Source organism: Propionibacterium acidifaciens DSM 21887 (assembly GCF_000426605.1).
Classification (GTDB): Bacteria; Actinomycetota; Actinomycetes; order Propionibacteriales; family Propionibacteriaceae; genus Propionibacterium; species Propionibacterium acidifaciens.
In genome coordinates, this window is record NZ_AUFR01000012.1 from 60,618 (window position 1) to 76,103 (window position 15,486).

Consider the following 15,486-nt stretch of genomic DNA (forward strand, 5'->3'; position numbering starts at 1 on the left):
CCGTGAGCGAGCATCCTCATGAGGGGGCCGCCCGGGACGGGCGCGAGGACGCGGACAGCGCCGGGCGCGCACCGGGGGGCGCCCGGCGGCGCAGTCCCCACGGCCCCGAGCCGGGATTCGTCCGGCTCGCCATGGCCGACGAGGCCGGGCGCATCGCGGACCTCCAGACGGGCGCCTGGGCGCGGGCCGGACTGGCCGGGCATTTGCCCGGGCCCGCGGCCATGACCGCCAGGTGGCTGTCGGCGATCACCGCTCCCCCGCTCGCGAGCTGCCGGGTGCTCGTCTCGACGACCCCCGACCGTCGGACGCTGACCGGTTTCGCCGCCATCGGCCCTAGCGAGGACCCTGATGCCGGGCCCGCCGACGCGGTCGTCGGCGAGTTCGTCGTCGGGCGCACCGGGCGCGGCCACGGCTCGCGCCTGCTCAACGCGGTCGTCGACACAATGCGGGCCGACGGCTTCGAGCGCGCCACGTGGTGGGTCGGCAGCACCGACGACGCGCTGCGCTCCTTCCTCGCCGGCAGCGGCTGGGCGCCCGACGGGGCGCACCGCGAGATCGGCACCGAGGACGGCTCGGCGGTCCTGCGCCAGGTGCGCCTCCACACGGGCCTGGGCTGAGGCCCGGCCGAGCCCGGGGCGTGCGCCGCGCCATGGGCCCCTGGTTCCGGGGAGGGCCCGCCGGATTCTTCGCCGAACCGTCCACCGTTGCCGGATGCGGTTGCCCGGGGCTTGCCACGACACTTACGGGCGTCCTGGCCGGCGTGTTGGCGTCCCTGCGCGTCGGCCCGGGAGCGCGCCACCGGCAACTCCGTGCACGCGTCCGCGGGCCGCATCACGGGCAGCGCACCGCCGCCGTCTGCGCGGCCACTGGCGAGTCGCCGTCCCGAGCACACCGTCGCGCGCGTCTCCCCGGGACCGCGCTCCCGCGGATGCGTCCCCATCACCCGCTCCCTGTCGGTGGCCGTGGCCGGCTCGACCGCGCTCCCGCGCGTGTGTCCCCATCACGAAGAAAGAGCTGTTCCCCGCATGTCCCCTCACGCACGAGCCGCAGCGCCGCCGCGGTGACCGCCGTCGTGGCCGCCCGCCACGACCTTCCTCGCCACCTTCAACGAGACCCTCCTCAACGTGGTCCTGACCCCGATGATGCACGACCCGGGCGTCGGCTCGGGCGCCATCGGCTGGGTCACCACCGCCTGCATACCCGCCGCCGCGATCATGGTGCCCGTCACCGGCCTCCTCCACCGCTCGGTGCGCACGCACCGGCTCCTCCTGTGCGCCCTGGGCCTGCTCTGCTGGCCGGCACGGTTCTCGGCGCGCTCGCCCCGAACCTCGTCGTCGTGCTCGTCCCCGCATCGTGCAGGCCCTCGGCACCGCATCGTGCAGGCCCTCGGCACCGGCATGGTCGTGCCGATCGGCATGAACCTCACACTGACGGTCTCGACGCCCGAGAGGCTCGGCACCACGATGGGCATCGTCTCGGCGATGACGACCCTCGGCCCGTCCTCCGGCCCGATCGTCGCCGGCGCGATCCTCCGGCTCGGCGACCGGCACCTGCTCTTCGCCCTCTTCGCCGTGCTCGTCGCGGCGGCCTGGGTCGCCGCCCTCGTCTGCGTCGGCGACGAGGCCGAGATCACCCGTCCGAGGCTGGACGCGGCCTCCACCGCGCTCATCTCGCTGGCCCTCGTCGGCGTCCTCCACGGCATCTCGACGATCTTCACCGGCCCCGTGCCCGTCGCCGTCGTCCCCCTGCTCATCGCCCTGGCCCGCCCCGGCCGCCTTCGTCCTGCGCCAGGGCCGCATCGCCGAGCCGCTGATCGACCTGCGGCCCCTGCGCACCAGGAGCTTCGCCCTCGGCCTGGCCGTCATCGTCCTCACGCTCATGATCGTCTTCTCGATGACCATCGTCCTGCCGATGTTCCTGCAGAGCGCGCTGGGCCTCTCGCCCCTCGGAGCGGCCGGCACGCTGCTGCCGGCCTGCATCCTGTCGTGCGTCCTGTCCCCGGTCGCCGGCGGGCTCTACGATCGGTTCGGTCTGCGCGTCTTTCTCCCGATCGCCCTCGCGGTCGTCGTGGTCTTTTCACCGGCGCCCTGTCGAGGGCTGGACGGGAGCGCCGACCCCTGGCTCGTCATGGCCTGCTGCGCCCCGGTCATCGCCGGCACCGCCTTCACGATGGGTCCGGCGCAGACCTTCGCGCTGGCCGGCCTGGAGCGCCCGATGCACCCGCACGGCACGACGATCGTCTCGACCTGCTTCCAGACCGCAGGCTGCATCGGCTCCTCGCTGCTCCTGGGCGTCCTCTCGGGCATCCAGGCGAGCCGCCTCGCGGCGGGCGACCCGATGAGCGCCGCCACCGCGTCCGACTTCCGCACCGCGGCCCTGGTCGCCGTCGGCGTCGCCGTCACCGCCCTGGCGCTCTCGTTCGCCCTGGCCGGCGTCGAGCGCTCGCGGCGCACCGGGCTCCGGGTCCGGGTCGAGCCCCAACCCGGCCGTGAGCGCATCCCGGCCGACGAGCGCACCGCCTCCGCCGACGGGAGCGCTGCCGTCGGCGGCGAGAGCGTCGTCCTCGACTGAGTCTCCGCGGGCCCGTCCGCCAGGCCCGCGGATCTGCTCGGCCACGGCCTGACGGGCCGGATGTCAGGCGCCTGACACCGAGCCCGCCGGGTCCCCGTCCCGGGCCCCGTCGTCGAGGATCTCGTCGATCAGGGCCCGGACATGGATCTCGCCGGTGTCCAGGCAGGGCACCGGCGAATTCCCGTCGCCCAACGCCAGCGGCAGCTCCGTGCAGCCGAGCACCACGGCCTCGATGCCGGCCCGCCGCCGGAGGCCGGCGACGATCGCGCACAGCTCGTCGACCGTCTCCGGCCGGACGACGCCCAGCTCGAGCTCGTCGGAGATGCGGGCCTGGATGAGCTCCTGCTCGTCGGCGTCGGGGCGCACGACGGTGATGCCCGCCCGCTCGAAGGGCTCGGCGAAGAACTCCTCGCGCATGGTGAAGATCGTGCCGAGCAGGCCGACGCGGCCCAGCCCGCGGCGCTGCGCCTCGGCGCGGGCGGCTTCGACGATGCTGACCAGCGGCAGTGGGGAGCGCTCCTGCAGGCGGCCGAGGACGATGTGCGGCGTGTTGGCGCTCAGCGCAGCGAAGTCCGCGCCAGCGGCGGCCAGGGCGTCGAGACCGTCGCCCAGGTAGTCGACCAGCTCGTCGAAGCGGCGGCCCTCGCACAGCTCGAGCACCCGGTAGACGTCGAGGCTCTCGATCGTCATCGGCGGGAAGACGCGCTCCCCCATGCGTTCCTGCACCCCGAAGACGATGCCGCGGTAGTAGGGGATGGTCGACTCCGGGCCGATGCCGCCGATGAGTCCGAGCTTGCGCATGAGTTCCTCCCGGGTCCATGGTGCCACCGTCCCGGGGACGCGGCGGGCGCCCGAGCGGTCCGGCTGCCCCCCAGTCGCCGCGGTCGACGTCGTCGTCGATGGTCCGGACGACGCGGGCGGGCACCCCGGCCACGATCACATTGTCGGGCACGTCCTTCGTGACGACGGCTCCGACGGCGACGACAACGTTGGAGCCGATCGTGGCACCGGGCAGCATGGCGACCTTGGCGCCCAGCCACGCGTCGTCGCCGATGGTGACGGGCTCGCCCCTGGCGAGCTTGGCGCGGCGGCCGGCCGGTGAGAGCGGGTGGCCGACGGTGGAGATCGTCGTGCCCGGCCCGATCATGCAGTGGTCGCCGATGCGCACCGGCCCGGGACGCGCCCCGACGGCCGGTCGGGGCGGACGATCAGATCGCGGTGTAGCCGCCGTCGACCGGCACCGCCGCGCCGGTGACGTAGGAGGAGGCCGGGGAGGCCAGGAAGAGCGCCGCCGTGTCGAGCTCGTCGGCCCGCCCGTAGCGCTGCACCGGGATCGTGACCCTGGCGTGCTGCTGGAAGAAGTCGCTGTCGAGTGTCTCGGCGGTGAGATCGGTGTAGAAGTAGCCGGGGCAGATCGCGTTCACTGTGATGCCGTGCCCGCCCCACTCGGCGGCGAGGGCCCGCGTGAGGTTGACGACGCCGCCCTTCGCGGCGTGGTAGGGCGTCGAACCGGCGACCATGTTGCCGACCAGGCCGCGTACATCGAGGCGATGTTGATGATGCGTCCGTAGCCGGCCGGGATCATCGCCCTGCCCGCCACGGCGCGCGCCACGCGGAAGGTGCCGAACGGGTCGACCTCGAGCTCCTGACGGAACTGCTCGTCGGTGATCTCCTCGGCATTGCCGATGGCGCCCGTGCCGGCATCGCTGACGAGGACGTCGATGCGCCCGAAACGTTCGAGGGCCGCGTCGACGACGGCGTCCACGTTCTCGGTGCTCGTGACGTCGCACCGGACCGGCATGGTCTCGACGCCGAACTCCCCGGCGAGCCTCCCGGCCACGGATTCGATGAGCTGCGTGCGCCGGGCCACGGGGACGATCGATGCACCGGCCGAGGCGAGCGCCTCGGCCATCTGGACGCCGAGGCCGGTCGAGCAGCCGGTGACGAGCGCGACGCGCCCGCTCAGGTCGAAGTAGTTCCTGTCCATGACTGTGCTCCTGCCCCCGCGGGAGGTCCGCGGGATCATCGGGTCCCCGAACGCCGTCGGCGCCCGGACACCGCCCAGGACCGGGGCCATCGTCATGGGACCGGGGGCGGTTCCTCACCCAGGAACAGTCCGCCACACCCGTCGAGCCAAGCCACCGCGCCGGGGCCGGAGCGCGGGTGGGTCGACCCGTCAGATCCGCTCGGCGTCCGGCTCGATCTCCTCGTCATCGCAGGCCGCCCCGTCCTCGTCCGGCCGCAGCCGCTGCATGAGCGCGATGTCGCGCTGCATGAGCTCCACCGGCTCGAGGGGGATCGTCCTCGTAGGAGCGGAAGGGCTTGTCCTGCTCGGGGAACGCGGTCGGCCTGATGTAGCAGGCCCATCAATGTGCAGGCCCATCATGAGCCGTTCGTGGTTCAGCTCCCGGAACAGGGCGAGCACCATGAGCAGGATGATGACCGAGAACGGCAGCGCCGTGATGCAGCGCCGTGATGATGAGGACGTTCCGCAGGGCGTCGAGACCGCCGACCATGAGCAGGACGGCGCCGAGGACGGACAGCAGCAGCCCCCGGATCACCTTCGTCCGCTTGTGCGGGTCGAGGTTGCGTCCTCGGAGATCATGCCGAGGGCGAACGTCGCCGAGTCGGCCGAGGTCACGAAGAACGAGATGATGAGCAGCACCGACAGGATCGACAGGGGCCTCTCGAGGGGGTGCTGGGCGAGCGTGCCGAACAGCACGCTCTCGGTCGGCAGCGAGGCGAGGTCGGCGCCGTTGATCCGTGCCGAGGTTGAGAGGGTCCCGAAAGTCGCGAACCAGATGCAGCTGAAGACGGTCGGAATGAGGATGACCCTCAGCAGGAACTGCCGGATCGAGCGGCCCCGCGAGATGCGCGCGATGAAGACGCCCACGAACGGCGACCAGGCGATCCACCACGACCAGGAAGAACAGGCAGACCAGGACGACCATCGCGACGAGCAGGAGGTAGTACCAGCCGAAGCGCTCCGAGATCACGTTGCGGATCGTCCGCGAGGCGTCGTAGAAGAGGCGTCGTAGAAGGGTTGGGGGAGGACGAGGGCCAGACCCGCGACGGCGCCCACGACGGCCGGCGAGATCCAGAGCACCGGGGTCATGAAGTGCCGGCCCCACGAGGGGCCGGCACCGCCGTTGTCCTGCTCCTCGACGTCGACCGTGCCGAGTCCGTCGGCACGGTCCTCCTCGCGGGAGGGCGTGTGCATCGCCGACATGTCACGGGACCACTGCGGGGCGGGGTGCCTCATCCTCCGACCCTGGTCGGGTTCCTTCGCATCACTTCGCGTACTCGTCACGGATCATCCTCCCGGAGGGCAGGATCGCACATCGGACGGGGGCTCCAGGCCCCCGAACGACGCACCGATCGGCGGACGGACCGGTCGCTCGGCCACGGGGAGGGACCCCCAGGACGGGCCCGCTCCCCTCGTCGATCATGCCCGATCGGGGGAATCGGGCGAGCTCACGGCGGGGTTCGGGCACCGGGCCGCGACAACCCCGAATCCCCTGCCGACACGCCTGTCGAGCCGCGCGTCGGCGCGTCGGGCAGGCCCGTTCGGACCGACGGGCGTTCCGGGCCGACCGGGAAGCACCCTGATCCGCCGGGCCGTCAGCGCTCGGGGACGGGCCCCCTGGGGCCGTGGACATCCTTGAGGCCTCTCAGGGTCGACGCCCGACAGCGCTCCCCCGCGCCGTTGCGCACGGGTGCCGGGCGCCGGATCGTCCCGGGCCCGACCGGCCGCCCCGCCCGCGCCGTCGACTGCCGCGCCGGAGACGGACCCGCCGGGCGTGGGCCGCCGCGTTCACGGGACGTCCTGCCCACGGGACGCGTCCGCCACGGTGTCGAGGTCGTCGTCGATCCGTCCGGGGCCGAGGGCGGGGCCCAGCAGGACGCCGACGGCGAGGAGCGCCCCTCCAGGGCGACGAGCCCGCAGATCGCCGCGCGCCGCCGGCAGGTAGAAGGTGTAGAGGGCCGGGAGGACGAGCGAGAGGCTGTACCCCATGCCGTAGCCGGTGGAGCGCACCCGAGTGGGGAACCGCTCCGACAGATAGGCCGAGACGGGCCCGTAGGCCGCCACCGTCGCCACCTGCAGCAGGCCCGCCAGCGCGGCCGCGCGACCGAGGCCGCGCGAGAAGACCGTCGTCCGCCACAGGACGGGGCCGAGCACGGCCGCGACGATCCCCCAGCCGACGAGCAGGGCCCGCCTGCCGGTGCGGGTGGACAGGTGCCCGGCGGGCGTCATCGACAGGGCCTGGGCGACCGAGGCCGCACCCATCGCCAGCGAGACCCTCGCCGCCGGCCGCCCGGCATCGGTCGACAGGCTCGTGGTGAGGATGAGCACTGTCGTGTCGGTGAGCAGCCACAGCCCGGTCATCATCGTGAAGACCTGCCAGAAGGCGCCCGCCCAGCGCCCGACGAGCACCTCGCCGGTGCCGGCCCCGGCCGCCGCCGACGAGCGGCGCCGCCGGTGGAACAGCGGCGCATCGGCGACGCGGGTGCGGTAGTGGCCGAGCATGCCCAGCGAGCAGGCGGCGCCGAGGAGGAAGAGGACACGCCAGCCCCACTCCGCGCAGCGCTCCGGGCCGAGCGCGGTGAGCAGCCCCGCCACGGCGAAGGCGACCAAGGCCTGGGCCCAGGGCGCCATCGACAGGATCAGACCGCATGAGACCGCGGCGACCCGGGGCCGACCACTCCGTGGGCAGCGGGATCGCCGCCGAGTACTCCCCGGCCACGAAGACGCCGCCGAGAAAGCGCAGAACCAGGACGAGCACGATGGCGCCGGCCCCGAGCACCCGGTGGGTCGGCATGCACCCGATGAGCAGCGCGCAGCTCGCGGTGCCGCCGATGGCCGGCCTGGTGGTGCGGGTACGGCCGAGCCGGCCGGAGACCGGCCCGAGGACGAGGCCGCCCACCGGGCGGCCCAGCAGCATGGCGATGACGATGACAGCCCCCGTGCCGGTCGCGGCGGCGGGACCGGCGAGCCGGGCGATCACCGGCGCGAGCGCGGTGAGCGGCAGGAAGACGTGGACGTTGTCGATCCGGTTGCCGACCACGCCGGCGCGCAGCGCGGCACGTCCGGCGGGCGGCAGGGCGACGGGCGGGTCGGACGGAGGGCGGGCGGGTGAACTCATCGGACATCCTTTCGCCAGTACGAGCTTTCGCCAGTACGAGCTGGATCAAGTTCCACGGGTGCGGTCCCAGCGCCCTGCCCGGGCGCACCCCGTGTCCTGAGCTCCAGCACGGCACAGGGCCACCGGGCGCGGCGCGCCGGGGCCCGTGCGCCACGACGCCGACCCCACGGCGCACGGGACGGAGTGATCGAACGCCCCGGACCCGGCCCGGAGGAGCCCCGCGACGACCCGGGCGTTCCGGGCCCGACCGGGCGACACCCTGATTCACCGCGCCATCCGCACTCGGGGACGGGTACAACTGGGGCCGCGAACACCCTTAATGTTTCTCAGGGTTGCTGATATCGTTCCGTTCGCACAGTTCTGCTCGAGCATCGATTGGCGGATCAACCATGGACTCGACTGGTCGCCCGGCCGCGCGCATCGGCGTCGCCGTCGTCGCGATGCTCGTGTGCCTCATCGGCCTCGGCTCGCCGGGGGCCTCCGCCGCCCAGTCCGGCGCGATCTACACCGGGACGGGCACCGACACGGCGCCCCTCGTCGACGGCGGCCTCACGCACAGCGCCTACTTCACCGTGACCGACCGGAGCGGGGGGTCCTGGCAGTCCAACCACTCCGCCACCGGCGCCGGGGCCCACTCGATCGTCGACCTCGACGACTACGCCGGCCTCACCGCCACGATCACGGTGGCGAACACCACCGAGGCCACGCTCGAACTGGACGAGACCGCGACCCTGCCCACCGGCGGGACCGGGCCCGGCGCCCCGCAGCTGGTGGCGAGCGGCGCGCCGGAGCCGACCGGCGGGAGCGCCACCGCCCACCAGGACGGCGAGGCGGGCACCACGCCCGGGCCCGACGGGACGAGCCCCGCCCCGCAACAGTCGGACGGGACGAGCACCGCACCGCGACACGCCGCGGGCGTGACGCTCGCCTACGGCACCGCCGAGGGCGAGAGCACCGAACCGCCCGCCGGCGGCTGGTCGTCCCTGCGCTCACTCCTGCTCACCGGTTCCCTCGCCCCCGGGGAGACGTTCACGGTGTCCGTCGCGCTGATGCTCGTCGACGCCGACGGGCTCGACCCCGGCGCGAAGACCTGGGTCGGCATCGACGAGGAGCTCCGCTCCCCCGCCGCCGCCCACTCGGCGACGAGCATCCGTTTCGCCCACCGCGTGGGCGGCGCCGGCGACGGCGCGAATCCGCTCGCCGGCGCCGGCCGGTACCGCGCCTCGGCCAACGCCCCCGAGTCCATCCAGGCGCTCATGCCCGAGATGACGGCCGGTGACCTGACCGTCTCGAACCTCGATGGCACCGATGCGCACGTCGCCGGCCCCGACGACGCCCTCTTCACGGGCGGCACCGTCAGCCTCAACCTGACCCGCGTGAGGTCGGCGATCCGCGACGCCGGCTGGCAGGTCGAGACGGACGGCAACGCCCCCGACGGCCTGGCCACCACCCACGAGTTCCCCAGCGGCGCCCTCTCCTCCCCCGCCGTGGCGGGCACCGGCGCCCTGGGCGGCGCCGAGGTGCCGGTCCGCCAGGTGATCAGCGCGGTGAACAGCACCATCCCGGTCGGCGCCGCATGGCGGCCAGCCGACAACCTCGAGTGGATCCACGACCACGCCGGGGTCGACGTCGGGATCGACAGCGCCGACGTGCGCGTCGTCTCCAACGTCGACACGAGCACGCCCGGCGTCTACCAGGTCGCCTACTACTACGCGCCGCAGTCCGCCCACTACGCCGCGGACGACTACGAGGCCGCGGCGACCGTCCAGGTCGCCGTGACCGGCGGCCGCGCCACGATCACGGGCACGACGACGCTCCAGGGCGCCGACCTGGCGGCCGGGCAGTTCACCTTCCAGGCGACGAGCGCCTCCGGCGAGCGGCTCGGCACGACGACGAACCTCGCGGACGGCTCCTTCGCCCTCGAGCTGCCCGCGTTCGACCGCACCGACATCGGCAGGACCCTCGACTGCACGGTCACCGAGGTCGTCCCCGACGGCGCGGAGCAGACCCCGGACGGCGCCGTCGTCGCCGACGGGATCGCCTACGACACGCACACCGAGCACGTGCAGGTGCACGTGCGCGCCGGCGAGAACGGCGCGGATCCGGTGACGACGGTCAGCACCGACGCCGACGGCGTGACCTTCTCGAACGTCAGCGGTCTCGTGGACGACTCGAGCACCCCGTCGCCGACGCCCGGGGCCTCCGCCGCCCCGACGCCCGGGACCTCCGCCGCCCCGACGCCCGGCGCGTCGGCCGGCCCGATCGCCGAGCCGCCCGACGGGAACGGCTCCGACGGGGACGGGTCGATCAGGCTCATCAGCGACGAGAGCGCGATGCTGGCCATGGGCACCGGCGCGGTCATGGTGGCCGTCGGCACGGTGATCGGCCTGCACGGGAACCACCCCGACCCGCTCCACTGACGGGCCCGGCCCCCGTCCCCGCTCAGGACCTCCGTCGCCTGGGGCCTCCGCACCGCCTCGCGCGACGGACGGCACGGCTGGTTCCGCAGGATCCCCGGCCGGCCCTCCTCCGGGGGCGGGCGTGCGCACCGCTCCGCGCCGGCGTTCCAGGTCCCCGTCGCCCCGCAGGCATTTCCCTGGTTGAATTGGGGGAAGATCAGTGGGAACGGACGGCTCGGCCCGTGCGGGGCGTGCCGGGGAGGAGCACCATGACCGATCACCGGGCCGAGCGCCCCGTCGTCAGAACCCATGCCGAGGCCGTCGCCGTGGCGCAGGACCCGGACACCTACTCCAGTCGCGTCTCGCGCTTCCTCCAGGTGCCCAACGGCATGGACGGCGCCGAGCACGCCGCGATGCGCAGGCTCCTGGCCCCGTTCCTCTCCCCCGCCCGGATGGCCGCCCTGCGGCCGGCCCTCGAGAGGACGGCCGCAGGGCTGCTCGATCCGCTCGCCGACGGCACCGCGCTCGACGCGGTCGGCGACCTCGGCTCGCACTACGCGGTCCGGGCCCAGTCGGCCTGGCTCGGCTGGTCGCCCGGGCTCGAGGACGAGCTCATCGCATGGATGGCCGCCAACCACGAGGCGACGCGCTCGGGCGAGCTGGCCCGCACCCGGGAGGTCGCCGAGCGGTTCGACCGCATCATCGCCGCCATCATCGCCGCCCGCCGCGAGCCCGGGGCCGCCCACGACCTGACCTGGGAGCTCGTCCACACCCGCGACGAGGACGGCCGGACGCTGCCCGACCCGGTGCTCGTGTCGATCCTGCGCAACTGGACCGGCGGCGATCTCGGCTCGCTGGCCCTGTGCGCCGGGGTCGTCGTCGGCTGGCTCGTCGCCGACGGGTCGAGGCAGGACGAGTGGCGCGGGCTCGACGACGCGTCCCTCGACGCGGCCATCGACGAGGTGCTGCGCATCGACGACCCGTTCACCTCGAACCGCCGCGTCACGACGAGGGAGGTCCGCGTGGCGGGGCGCGACGTGCCCGCCGGCACGCAGCTGGTCATCGACTGGACGCGGGCCAACCGCGACCCGGCCGTCTTCGGCGATCCCGACCGCTACGACCCGGCCGGCAACGCCGACCGGAACCTCGTCTACGGCACGGGCCCGCACGCCTGCCCCGGCCGGTCGCTCGCGACCCTCGAGCTGCGCGTGCTGACCCGCGCGCTCCTGTCGCGCTTCCGACTGGAGTCCGGCGGGCGGGGCGTCCGCGCGCTGTTCCCGCTGGGCGGCTGGGAGTCGTTGCCCGTCGTGCTGCGCGCCCCTCGGCCGGCCGCGCACCCGCCCCGGGCCGCCCGCTGACGGCCCGACCCGTGGAGCCGCGGGCGCCGAGCCGTCGGATCGGCCGCCCGGAAGGGAGCCGAACGCTGGATCCGTCGGCTCGTCGGAGCGACAATTGGTCCAGGCCCAGGACCGTCCGGGTGCCGTGCCGACGCCACCGCCACAGCACCGGCGCGCCTCGGGCGGGAAGGTATGCATCCACCATGACTGACGAGATCGACACCGGCCCGTTCCCCCTCGGCGAGGAGAACACCGCCTATGCGCAGTACTTCATCGGCACGAGCCATCTGGCCCCGCTCTCGACCGAGCAGGTGAACATCTCGAATGTGACCTTCGAGCCCGGCTGCCGCAACAACTGGCACATCCACCACGCCGACACCGGCGGCGGCCAGATCCTGCTCGTCACGGCGGGCCGGGGCTACTACCAGGAGTGGGGCGCCGAACCGGTCGAGCTGCACCCGGGCGACGTGGTCAACGTGCCGGCCGGGGTGAAGCACTGGCATGGCGCGGCCTCCGACTCCTGGTTCACCCACATCGCCATCGCCGTGCCCGGCGAGGGCCTCGACAACGAGTGGCTCGAGCCGGTCGCCGACGAGGACTACGACCGGCTCGGCTGAGCGGGTCCGCACCGAACGCACCACGAGCGCCGGAAGGACAGCAGGAGGAAGAGATGGCAGACAAGGTGACGGCGGGCCGCGACCAGCTGGGCGGGTTCGCCCCGAAGTTCGCCGAGCTCAACGACGACGTGCTCTTCGGGCAGGTCTGGTCGCGCGAGGACCGGCTCTCGGCGCGCGACCGCAGCGTCGTCACGGTGACCGCGCTCATGGCCGGCGGCATCCTCGACAATTCACTGCGGTTCCACATCGGCAACGCCCGACGCCACGGCGTGACCGCCGAGGAGATGGCCGAGATCCTCACCCATGCGGCCTTCTACGCCGGCTGGCCCAAGGCGTGGGCGGCCCTCCGCATGGCCGAGGAGGTCTACGCCGACTGATGGCGGCCCTGGCCGGTCGGCGCGGGCCGGCGGACACCGGCACGCCAGGAGACCACCCAGAAGACCACGAGGAAGGAAGATCATGGCATACGACGAGCGGATCCGGCTCAACGACGGCAACTCGATCCCCGCGCTCGGGCTGGGCACCTGGCTCATCGACGACGCGGACGCGGCCCGGGCGGTCGAGGACGCGGTGGCCGTCGGTTACCGCCACATCGACACGGCGCAGGCCTACGGCAACGAGACCGGCGTCGGCACCGGCGTCCGCGAGTGCGGCGTACCCCGCTCGGAGCTGTTCGTCACGACGAAGGTCGCCGCCGAGCACAAGTCCTACGAGACGGCCGCCGCCTCGATCGACGAGTCGCTGACCAGGCTCGGCCTGGACCACGTCGACCTGCTCATCATCCACAGCCCCCAGCCGTGGGCGGAGTTCCGCGCCGGCGACAACCACTACCACGCGGAGAACCTCGAGGCCTGGCGGGCCATGGAGGACGCGCAGGCCGCCGGCAGGGTCCGCTCGATCGGCGTGAGCAACTTCCTGATCGACGACCTGCGGAACATCATCGACAACGCCCGGGTCAGGCCGGCCGTCAACCAGGTGCTCGCCCATGTGGGCAACACCCCGTTCGAGCTCATCGACTTCTGCCAGTCGAACGACGTGGTGGTCGAGGCCTACTCCCCCGTGGCCCACGGCGCGATTCTCGACAACGGCGAGGTCGCCGCGATCGCCGCCAGGTACGACGTCTCGGTGGCGCAGCTATGCCTCCGCTACATTCTCCAGCTCGGCCTGGTGGCCCTGCCCAAGACCGCCAGCCGCGCCCACATGGAGCAGAACGCCGCCCTCGACTTCACGATCGGCGAGGACGACATGACGGCCCTCGGGGCCGTCGAGCCCCTCACCAGCTACGGCGAGCACAGCTTCTTCCCCGTCTTCCGCACCCAGCTGGGTTGAGCCCCCGCAGACCGCGGCGGCAGGGCCCTCCTCCGAATGGGGCCCGCCGCCCGGCGGCACCGTCGAACGCACCGAGGAGGTCTCCATGGGCAACGGGCTGGTCGTCCACTTCTCGGTGCACGGCAGTACGGCCCGGGCGGCGCGGACCATCGCCTCGCTGACCGGCGCCGACATCGTCGGGATCAGACCGGTCGTCCCCTACGACGCCGATCCCCGGCACCACGGGGCCCTGCTGGCCCGGGTCAGGCGCGAGCGCGCCGTCGGGGCGCGCCCCGAGCTCGTTGACGACATCGACCCGGCCGGGCACGACCCGATCTTCCTGGGCTACCCGCTGTGGAACGGCGCCCCGCCGATGCCGGTGTGCGGATTCCTCGAGCAGCACGACCTCTCGGGCCAGCGGATCGCCCCGTTCAACACCCACCTGGGCGGCGGCGACGGCGGGACCTACGCCATGATCGCCCGGCTGGCGCCCGGCGCGACGATCCTCGAGGGGCTGCCCATCCAGTCCGACGCGGCGGCGGCCGGCGCCCACCAGCAGATCGCCGCATGGCTCCGGAGGCTTGCCCTGGGCTGAGTCGGCGGGCGGGGGACGCGTCTTGGAGTGAAGTGGTTTTTCGGACAGTGTCATCGGCGGGTTGAGGGGCGCATGGTGATGGGTGGTGTTTCGCCGGTGGTCCAGTGCAGGTTGGTGAGGCGGGTCCAGGTGCGGGTGAAGTGGTCGATGGCGGTGAGGGCGTCGGTTCGGGTGATGGTCGGGTCGAGGGGGTAGTTGTTGGCCTCGGTTCCGGCGATGGGTCCGGTGTAGGGGTGTGGAGTGATATAGGTTTTTCAGGCAGTGGTTGATGGTTGGTTTCGGGCTGCTGCCTTGTGTTGTTGTCTCCATTCGGTGTCGACTTGGTTGGGGGTCTGGTGGTCGATCGCTGAGTGGAGGCGTCTGTGATTGCATCGTGACTCGGTCCGGGCTGTCACGTCCCGGATTGCATGGTCTCGGGTCGAGTGGACCTCACGGTTCACGAGTTCTTTCTTCAAGATCGCGTTGAATGACTCGGCGGCGGCATTGTCACAGCGGCTGCCGGTCCGCCCGACGGACGGGAGAACCCCGCGGTCGGTCATGAATCCCGTGCACCCGGCCGACGTGCATCGAGCCCCTCGATCCGAGTGAAAGACCGTGACACCACGGATCGGTGGACAGGCCCGGCGCGGCCATGGCCGAGGCCTCGGTAACGAGTCCGGTGCGCATGCGACCGGCGATCGCGTGCCCGATGACCCCTCCCGGGGAACAATCCATGACGACCGCCGGGTGGGCGAATCCCTGCCAGGTTGGAATATACGTGATGTCGCCCACCCATTTCATTCCGGGCGCGGTGGCGGTGACGTCTCGGGCGCAACCGGTCGGGCCGGCCCGGAAGATCCGGCGCCGGCACGATCCGTCCTGGCCCGTCCCCGGGGTCGACGGGCAACGGGACCCGCTGCCGCCATGATCGCGGACCATGCCGAGCGAGAGGCCTCGACGCCGCCTCGGGCCGGCCCCGCGTGGACCCGGCGGCAGCCGTGGGCCCGTTCGGACTCGTCGAGGAGCTTGACAATGATGGCCGTCAGGTCCTCCCTCCGCCGGGTTGTCGAGGACTTGGGTCGGTTTCGCCAGGCGTAGTAGCCGGACTCGGATGCCTTCACCCACCGGCACATGGACTGGACGGGGTAGTTGCCTTCTTCGCGGTGGATGCGGCGGTATTTCGCGCTCACCCGGACTCCTGGGCGAAGAAGGCCGCCGCTTTTTTCAGGAACTCGTTTTCCATGCGGGCTTCCCGGAGCTCTGCCTTCAGACGTTTGATCTCGGCGCGCTCCTCCGCGGTCACGGCATCAGCGCCGAGGCCGGAGTGCTCCCCCTCCGCCATCCTGCGACCCAGTTCCCGACTGTCTGCGCCACAAGACCGTACGATCCGGCTACCCCGGCCATCGGCCTGGACTTCTGGACGATCTCGAGAACGACTTGTTCCTTAAACTCCGCACTGTATTTCGGTGCCGACATGATCTAATTCTACCTCACGATCATTTCACCCACTGTCCGAAAAACACCAAGCACTCCAGA

17 protein-coding genes and 2 pseudogenes are annotated in these 15,486 nt (G+C 72.7%); 10 read left to right on the top strand and 9 right to left on the bottom strand.

Annotated elements, in window-relative coordinates; all coding sequences use genetic code 11:
• Nucleotides 1-2 precede the first annotated feature (2 nt).
• From K336_RS14820 to K336_RS19915, 3 genes and pseudogenes are all read left to right on the top strand, one after another.
• Nucleotides 3-617 (top strand): GNAT family N-acetyltransferase, encoded by a 615-nt coding sequence (locus tag K336_RS14820; protein WP_226906041.1) that lies wholly within the window; start codon nt 3-5, stop codon nt 615-617.
• Nucleotides 618-1,142: 525 nt separating this feature from the next.
• Nucleotides 1,143-1,613 (top strand): annotated as a pseudogene (locus K336_RS20130) (MFS transporter); the annotation flags it as partial.
• A 169-nt stretch (nt 1,614-1,782) separates the two neighbouring features.
• The gene (locus tag K336_RS19915; protein ID WP_264291249.1) at nt 1,783-2,571 is read left to right on the top strand and encodes an MFS transporter; all 789 of its coding nucleotides are present in this window, start codon (nt 1,783-1,785) and stop codon (nt 2,569-2,571) included.
• A 63-nt stretch (nt 2,572-2,634) separates the two neighbouring features.
• On the opposite strand, the gene K336_RS14830 is transcribed toward K336_RS19915, so the two are convergent.
• The 4 genes and pseudogenes from K336_RS14830 to K336_RS19925 all read right to left on the bottom strand — a co-directional run bounded on the left by K336_RS14830 (nt 2,635) and on the right by K336_RS19925 (nt 4,558).
• On the bottom strand, nt 2,635-3,372 hold the full coding sequence (locus K336_RS14830) for an aspartate/glutamate racemase family protein (protein ID WP_021797632.1): 738 nt from the start codon (nt 3,370-3,372) through the stop codon (nt 2,635-2,637).
• Nucleotides 3,373-3,538: 166 nt separating this feature from the next.
• Nucleotides 3,539-3,718 (bottom strand): annotated as a pseudogene (locus tag K336_RS20135) (LbetaH domain-containing protein); the annotation flags it as partial.
• 61 nt (nt 3,719-3,779) lie between these two features.
• Nucleotides 3,780-4,091 carry an SDR family NAD(P)-dependent oxidoreductase gene (locus K336_RS19920; RefSeq protein WP_211223458.1) on the bottom strand — a complete coding sequence of 104 codons (312 nt, stop codon included), beginning with the start codon at nt 4,089-4,091 and terminating at the stop codon, nt 3,780-3,782.
• The gene (locus tag K336_RS19925; protein WP_211223459.1) at nt 3,992-4,558 is read right to left on the bottom strand and encodes an SDR family NAD(P)-dependent oxidoreductase; all 567 of its coding nucleotides are present in this window, start codon (nt 4,556-4,558) and stop codon (nt 3,992-3,994) included. Before K336_RS19925 ends, K336_RS19920 begins: the two co-directional genes overlap by 100 nt.
• Before the next feature lie 448 nt (nt 4,559-5,006).
• Here K336_RS19925 and K336_RS20325 point away from each other — a divergent pair, with 448 nt between their 5' ends.
• The gene (locus tag K336_RS20325) at nt 5,007-5,609 is read left to right on the top strand and encodes a hypothetical protein (RefSeq protein WP_233418732.1); all 603 of its coding nucleotides are present in this window, start codon (nt 5,007-5,009) and stop codon (nt 5,607-5,609) included.
• On the opposite strand, the gene K336_RS0105980 is transcribed toward K336_RS20325, so the two are convergent.
• On the bottom strand, nt 5,564-5,881 hold the full coding sequence (locus tag K336_RS0105980; RefSeq protein ID WP_155945007.1) for a hypothetical protein: 318 nt from the start codon (nt 5,879-5,881) through the stop codon (nt 5,564-5,566). The genes K336_RS20325 and K336_RS0105980 overlap by 46 nt on opposite strands.
• A gap of 504 nt (nt 5,882-6,385) precedes the next feature.
• A complete protein-coding gene (locus tag K336_RS19710) occupies nt 6,386-7,228 on the bottom strand; it encodes an MFS transporter (protein WP_233418733.1) in 843 nt (280 codons plus the stop codon).
• Nucleotides 7,229-8,104: 876 nt separating this feature from the next.
• Here K336_RS19710 and K336_RS0105990 point away from each other — a divergent pair.
• The 6 genes from K336_RS0105990 to K336_RS14850 all read left to right on the top strand — a co-directional run bounded on the left by K336_RS0105990 (nt 8,105) and on the right by K336_RS14850 (nt 13,971).
• Nucleotides 8,105-10,135 carry a bacterial Ig-like domain-containing protein gene (locus tag K336_RS0105990; RefSeq protein ID WP_028706542.1) on the top strand — a complete coding sequence of 677 codons (2,031 nt, stop codon included), beginning with the start codon at nt 8,105-8,107 and terminating at the stop codon, nt 10,133-10,135.
• Between the two features lie 248 nt (nt 10,136-10,383).
• Nucleotides 10,384-11,472: a cytochrome P450 gene (locus K336_RS0105995; protein ID WP_051245458.1), complete on the top strand. Its 1,089-nt coding sequence runs from the start codon at nt 10,384-10,386 to the stop codon at nt 11,470-11,472.
• A gap of 182 nt (nt 11,473-11,654) precedes the next feature.
• Nucleotides 11,655-12,068, top strand: coding sequence for a cupin domain-containing protein (locus K336_RS0106000; protein WP_028706544.1), 414 nt, complete (start codon nt 11,655-11,657; stop codon nt 12,066-12,068).
• 53 nt (nt 12,069-12,121) lie between these two features.
• On the top strand, nt 12,122-12,445 hold the full coding sequence (locus tag K336_RS0106005; RefSeq protein ID WP_028706545.1) for a carboxymuconolactone decarboxylase family protein: 324 nt from the start codon (nt 12,122-12,124) through the stop codon (nt 12,443-12,445).
• An 82-nt stretch (nt 12,446-12,527) separates the two neighbouring features.
• On the top strand, nt 12,528-13,397 hold the full coding sequence (locus K336_RS0106010) for an aldo/keto reductase (RefSeq protein WP_028706546.1): 870 nt from the start codon (nt 12,528-12,530) through the stop codon (nt 13,395-13,397).
• Nucleotides 13,398-13,482: 85 nt separating this feature from the next.
• On the top strand, nt 13,483-13,971 hold the full coding sequence (locus K336_RS14850) for a flavodoxin (RefSeq protein ID WP_051245459.1): 489 nt from the start codon (nt 13,483-13,485) through the stop codon (nt 13,969-13,971).
• 254 nt (nt 13,972-14,225) lie between these two features.
• Here K336_RS14850 and K336_RS20145 read toward each other — a convergent pair whose 3' ends face one another.
• The 3 genes from K336_RS20145 to K336_RS20150 form a co-directional block, all read right to left on the bottom strand.
• Nucleotides 14,226-14,510, bottom strand: coding sequence for an integrase core domain-containing protein (locus tag K336_RS20145; protein ID WP_081660624.1), 285 nt, complete (start codon nt 14,508-14,510; stop codon nt 14,226-14,228).
• Between the two features lie 626 nt (nt 14,511-15,136).
• Nucleotides 15,137-15,292 (bottom strand): transposase, encoded by a 156-nt coding sequence (locus K336_RS18485; protein WP_155945008.1) that lies wholly within the window; start codon nt 15,290-15,292, stop codon nt 15,137-15,139.
• Entirely contained in the window at nt 15,250-15,426 is a 177-nt protein-coding gene (locus K336_RS20150) for a transposase (protein ID WP_081660625.1), read from the bottom strand. The genes K336_RS18485 and K336_RS20150 overlap by 43 nt, the downstream gene beginning before the upstream one ends.
• Nucleotides 15,427-15,486 lie beyond the last annotated feature (60 nt).

What these genes read in the sequence shown, in the direction of transcription:
- K336_RS14830 (WP_021797632.1), bottom strand. Translation starts at nt 3,372, where the DNA reads ATGCGCAAGCTCGGACTCATCGGCGGCATCGGCCCGGAGTCGACCATC.
- K336_RS19920 (WP_211223458.1), bottom strand. Translation starts at nt 4,091, where the DNA reads ATGGTCGCCGGTTCGACGCCCTACCACGCCGCGAAGGGCGGCGTCGTC.
- K336_RS19925 (WP_211223459.1), bottom strand. Translation starts at nt 4,558, where the DNA reads ATGGACAGGAACTACTTCGACCTGAGCGGGCGCGTCGCGCTCGTCACC.
- K336_RS20325 (WP_233418732.1), top strand. Translation starts at nt 5,007, where the DNA reads ATGATGACCGAGAACGGCAGCGCCGTGATGCAGCGCCGTGATGATGAG.
- K336_RS19710 (WP_233418733.1), bottom strand. Translation starts at nt 7,228, where the DNA reads ATGGCGCCCTGGGCCCAGGCCTTGGTCGCCTTCGCCGTGGCGGGGCTG.
- K336_RS0105990 (WP_028706542.1), top strand. Translation starts at nt 8,105, where the DNA reads ATGGACTCGACTGGTCGCCCGGCCGCGCGCATCGGCGTCGCCGTCGTC.
- K336_RS0105995 (WP_051245458.1), top strand. Translation starts at nt 10,384, where the DNA reads ATGACCGATCACCGGGCCGAGCGCCCCGTCGTCAGAACCCATGCCGAG.
- K336_RS0106000 (WP_028706544.1), top strand. Translation starts at nt 11,655, where the DNA reads ATGACTGACGAGATCGACACCGGCCCGTTCCCCCTCGGCGAGGAGAAC.
- K336_RS0106005 (WP_028706545.1), top strand. Translation starts at nt 12,122, where the DNA reads ATGGCAGACAAGGTGACGGCGGGCCGCGACCAGCTGGGCGGGTTCGCC.
- K336_RS0106010 (WP_028706546.1), top strand. Translation starts at nt 12,528, where the DNA reads ATGGCATACGACGAGCGGATCCGGCTCAACGACGGCAACTCGATCCCC.
- K336_RS14850 (WP_051245459.1), top strand. Translation starts at nt 13,483, where the DNA reads ATGGGCAACGGGCTGGTCGTCCACTTCTCGGTGCACGGCAGTACGGCC.
- K336_RS20145 (WP_081660624.1), bottom strand. Translation starts at nt 14,510, where the DNA reads ATGACCGACCGCGGGGTTCTCCCGTCCGTCGGGCGGACCGGCAGCCGC.
- K336_RS18485 (WP_155945008.1), bottom strand. Translation starts at nt 15,292, where the DNA reads ATGGCGGAGGGGGAGCACTCCGGCCTCGGCGCTGATGCCGTGACCGCG.
- K336_RS20150 (WP_081660625.1), bottom strand. Translation starts at nt 15,426, where the DNA reads ATGTCGGCACCGAAATACAGTGCGGAGTTTAAGGAACAAGTCGTTCTC.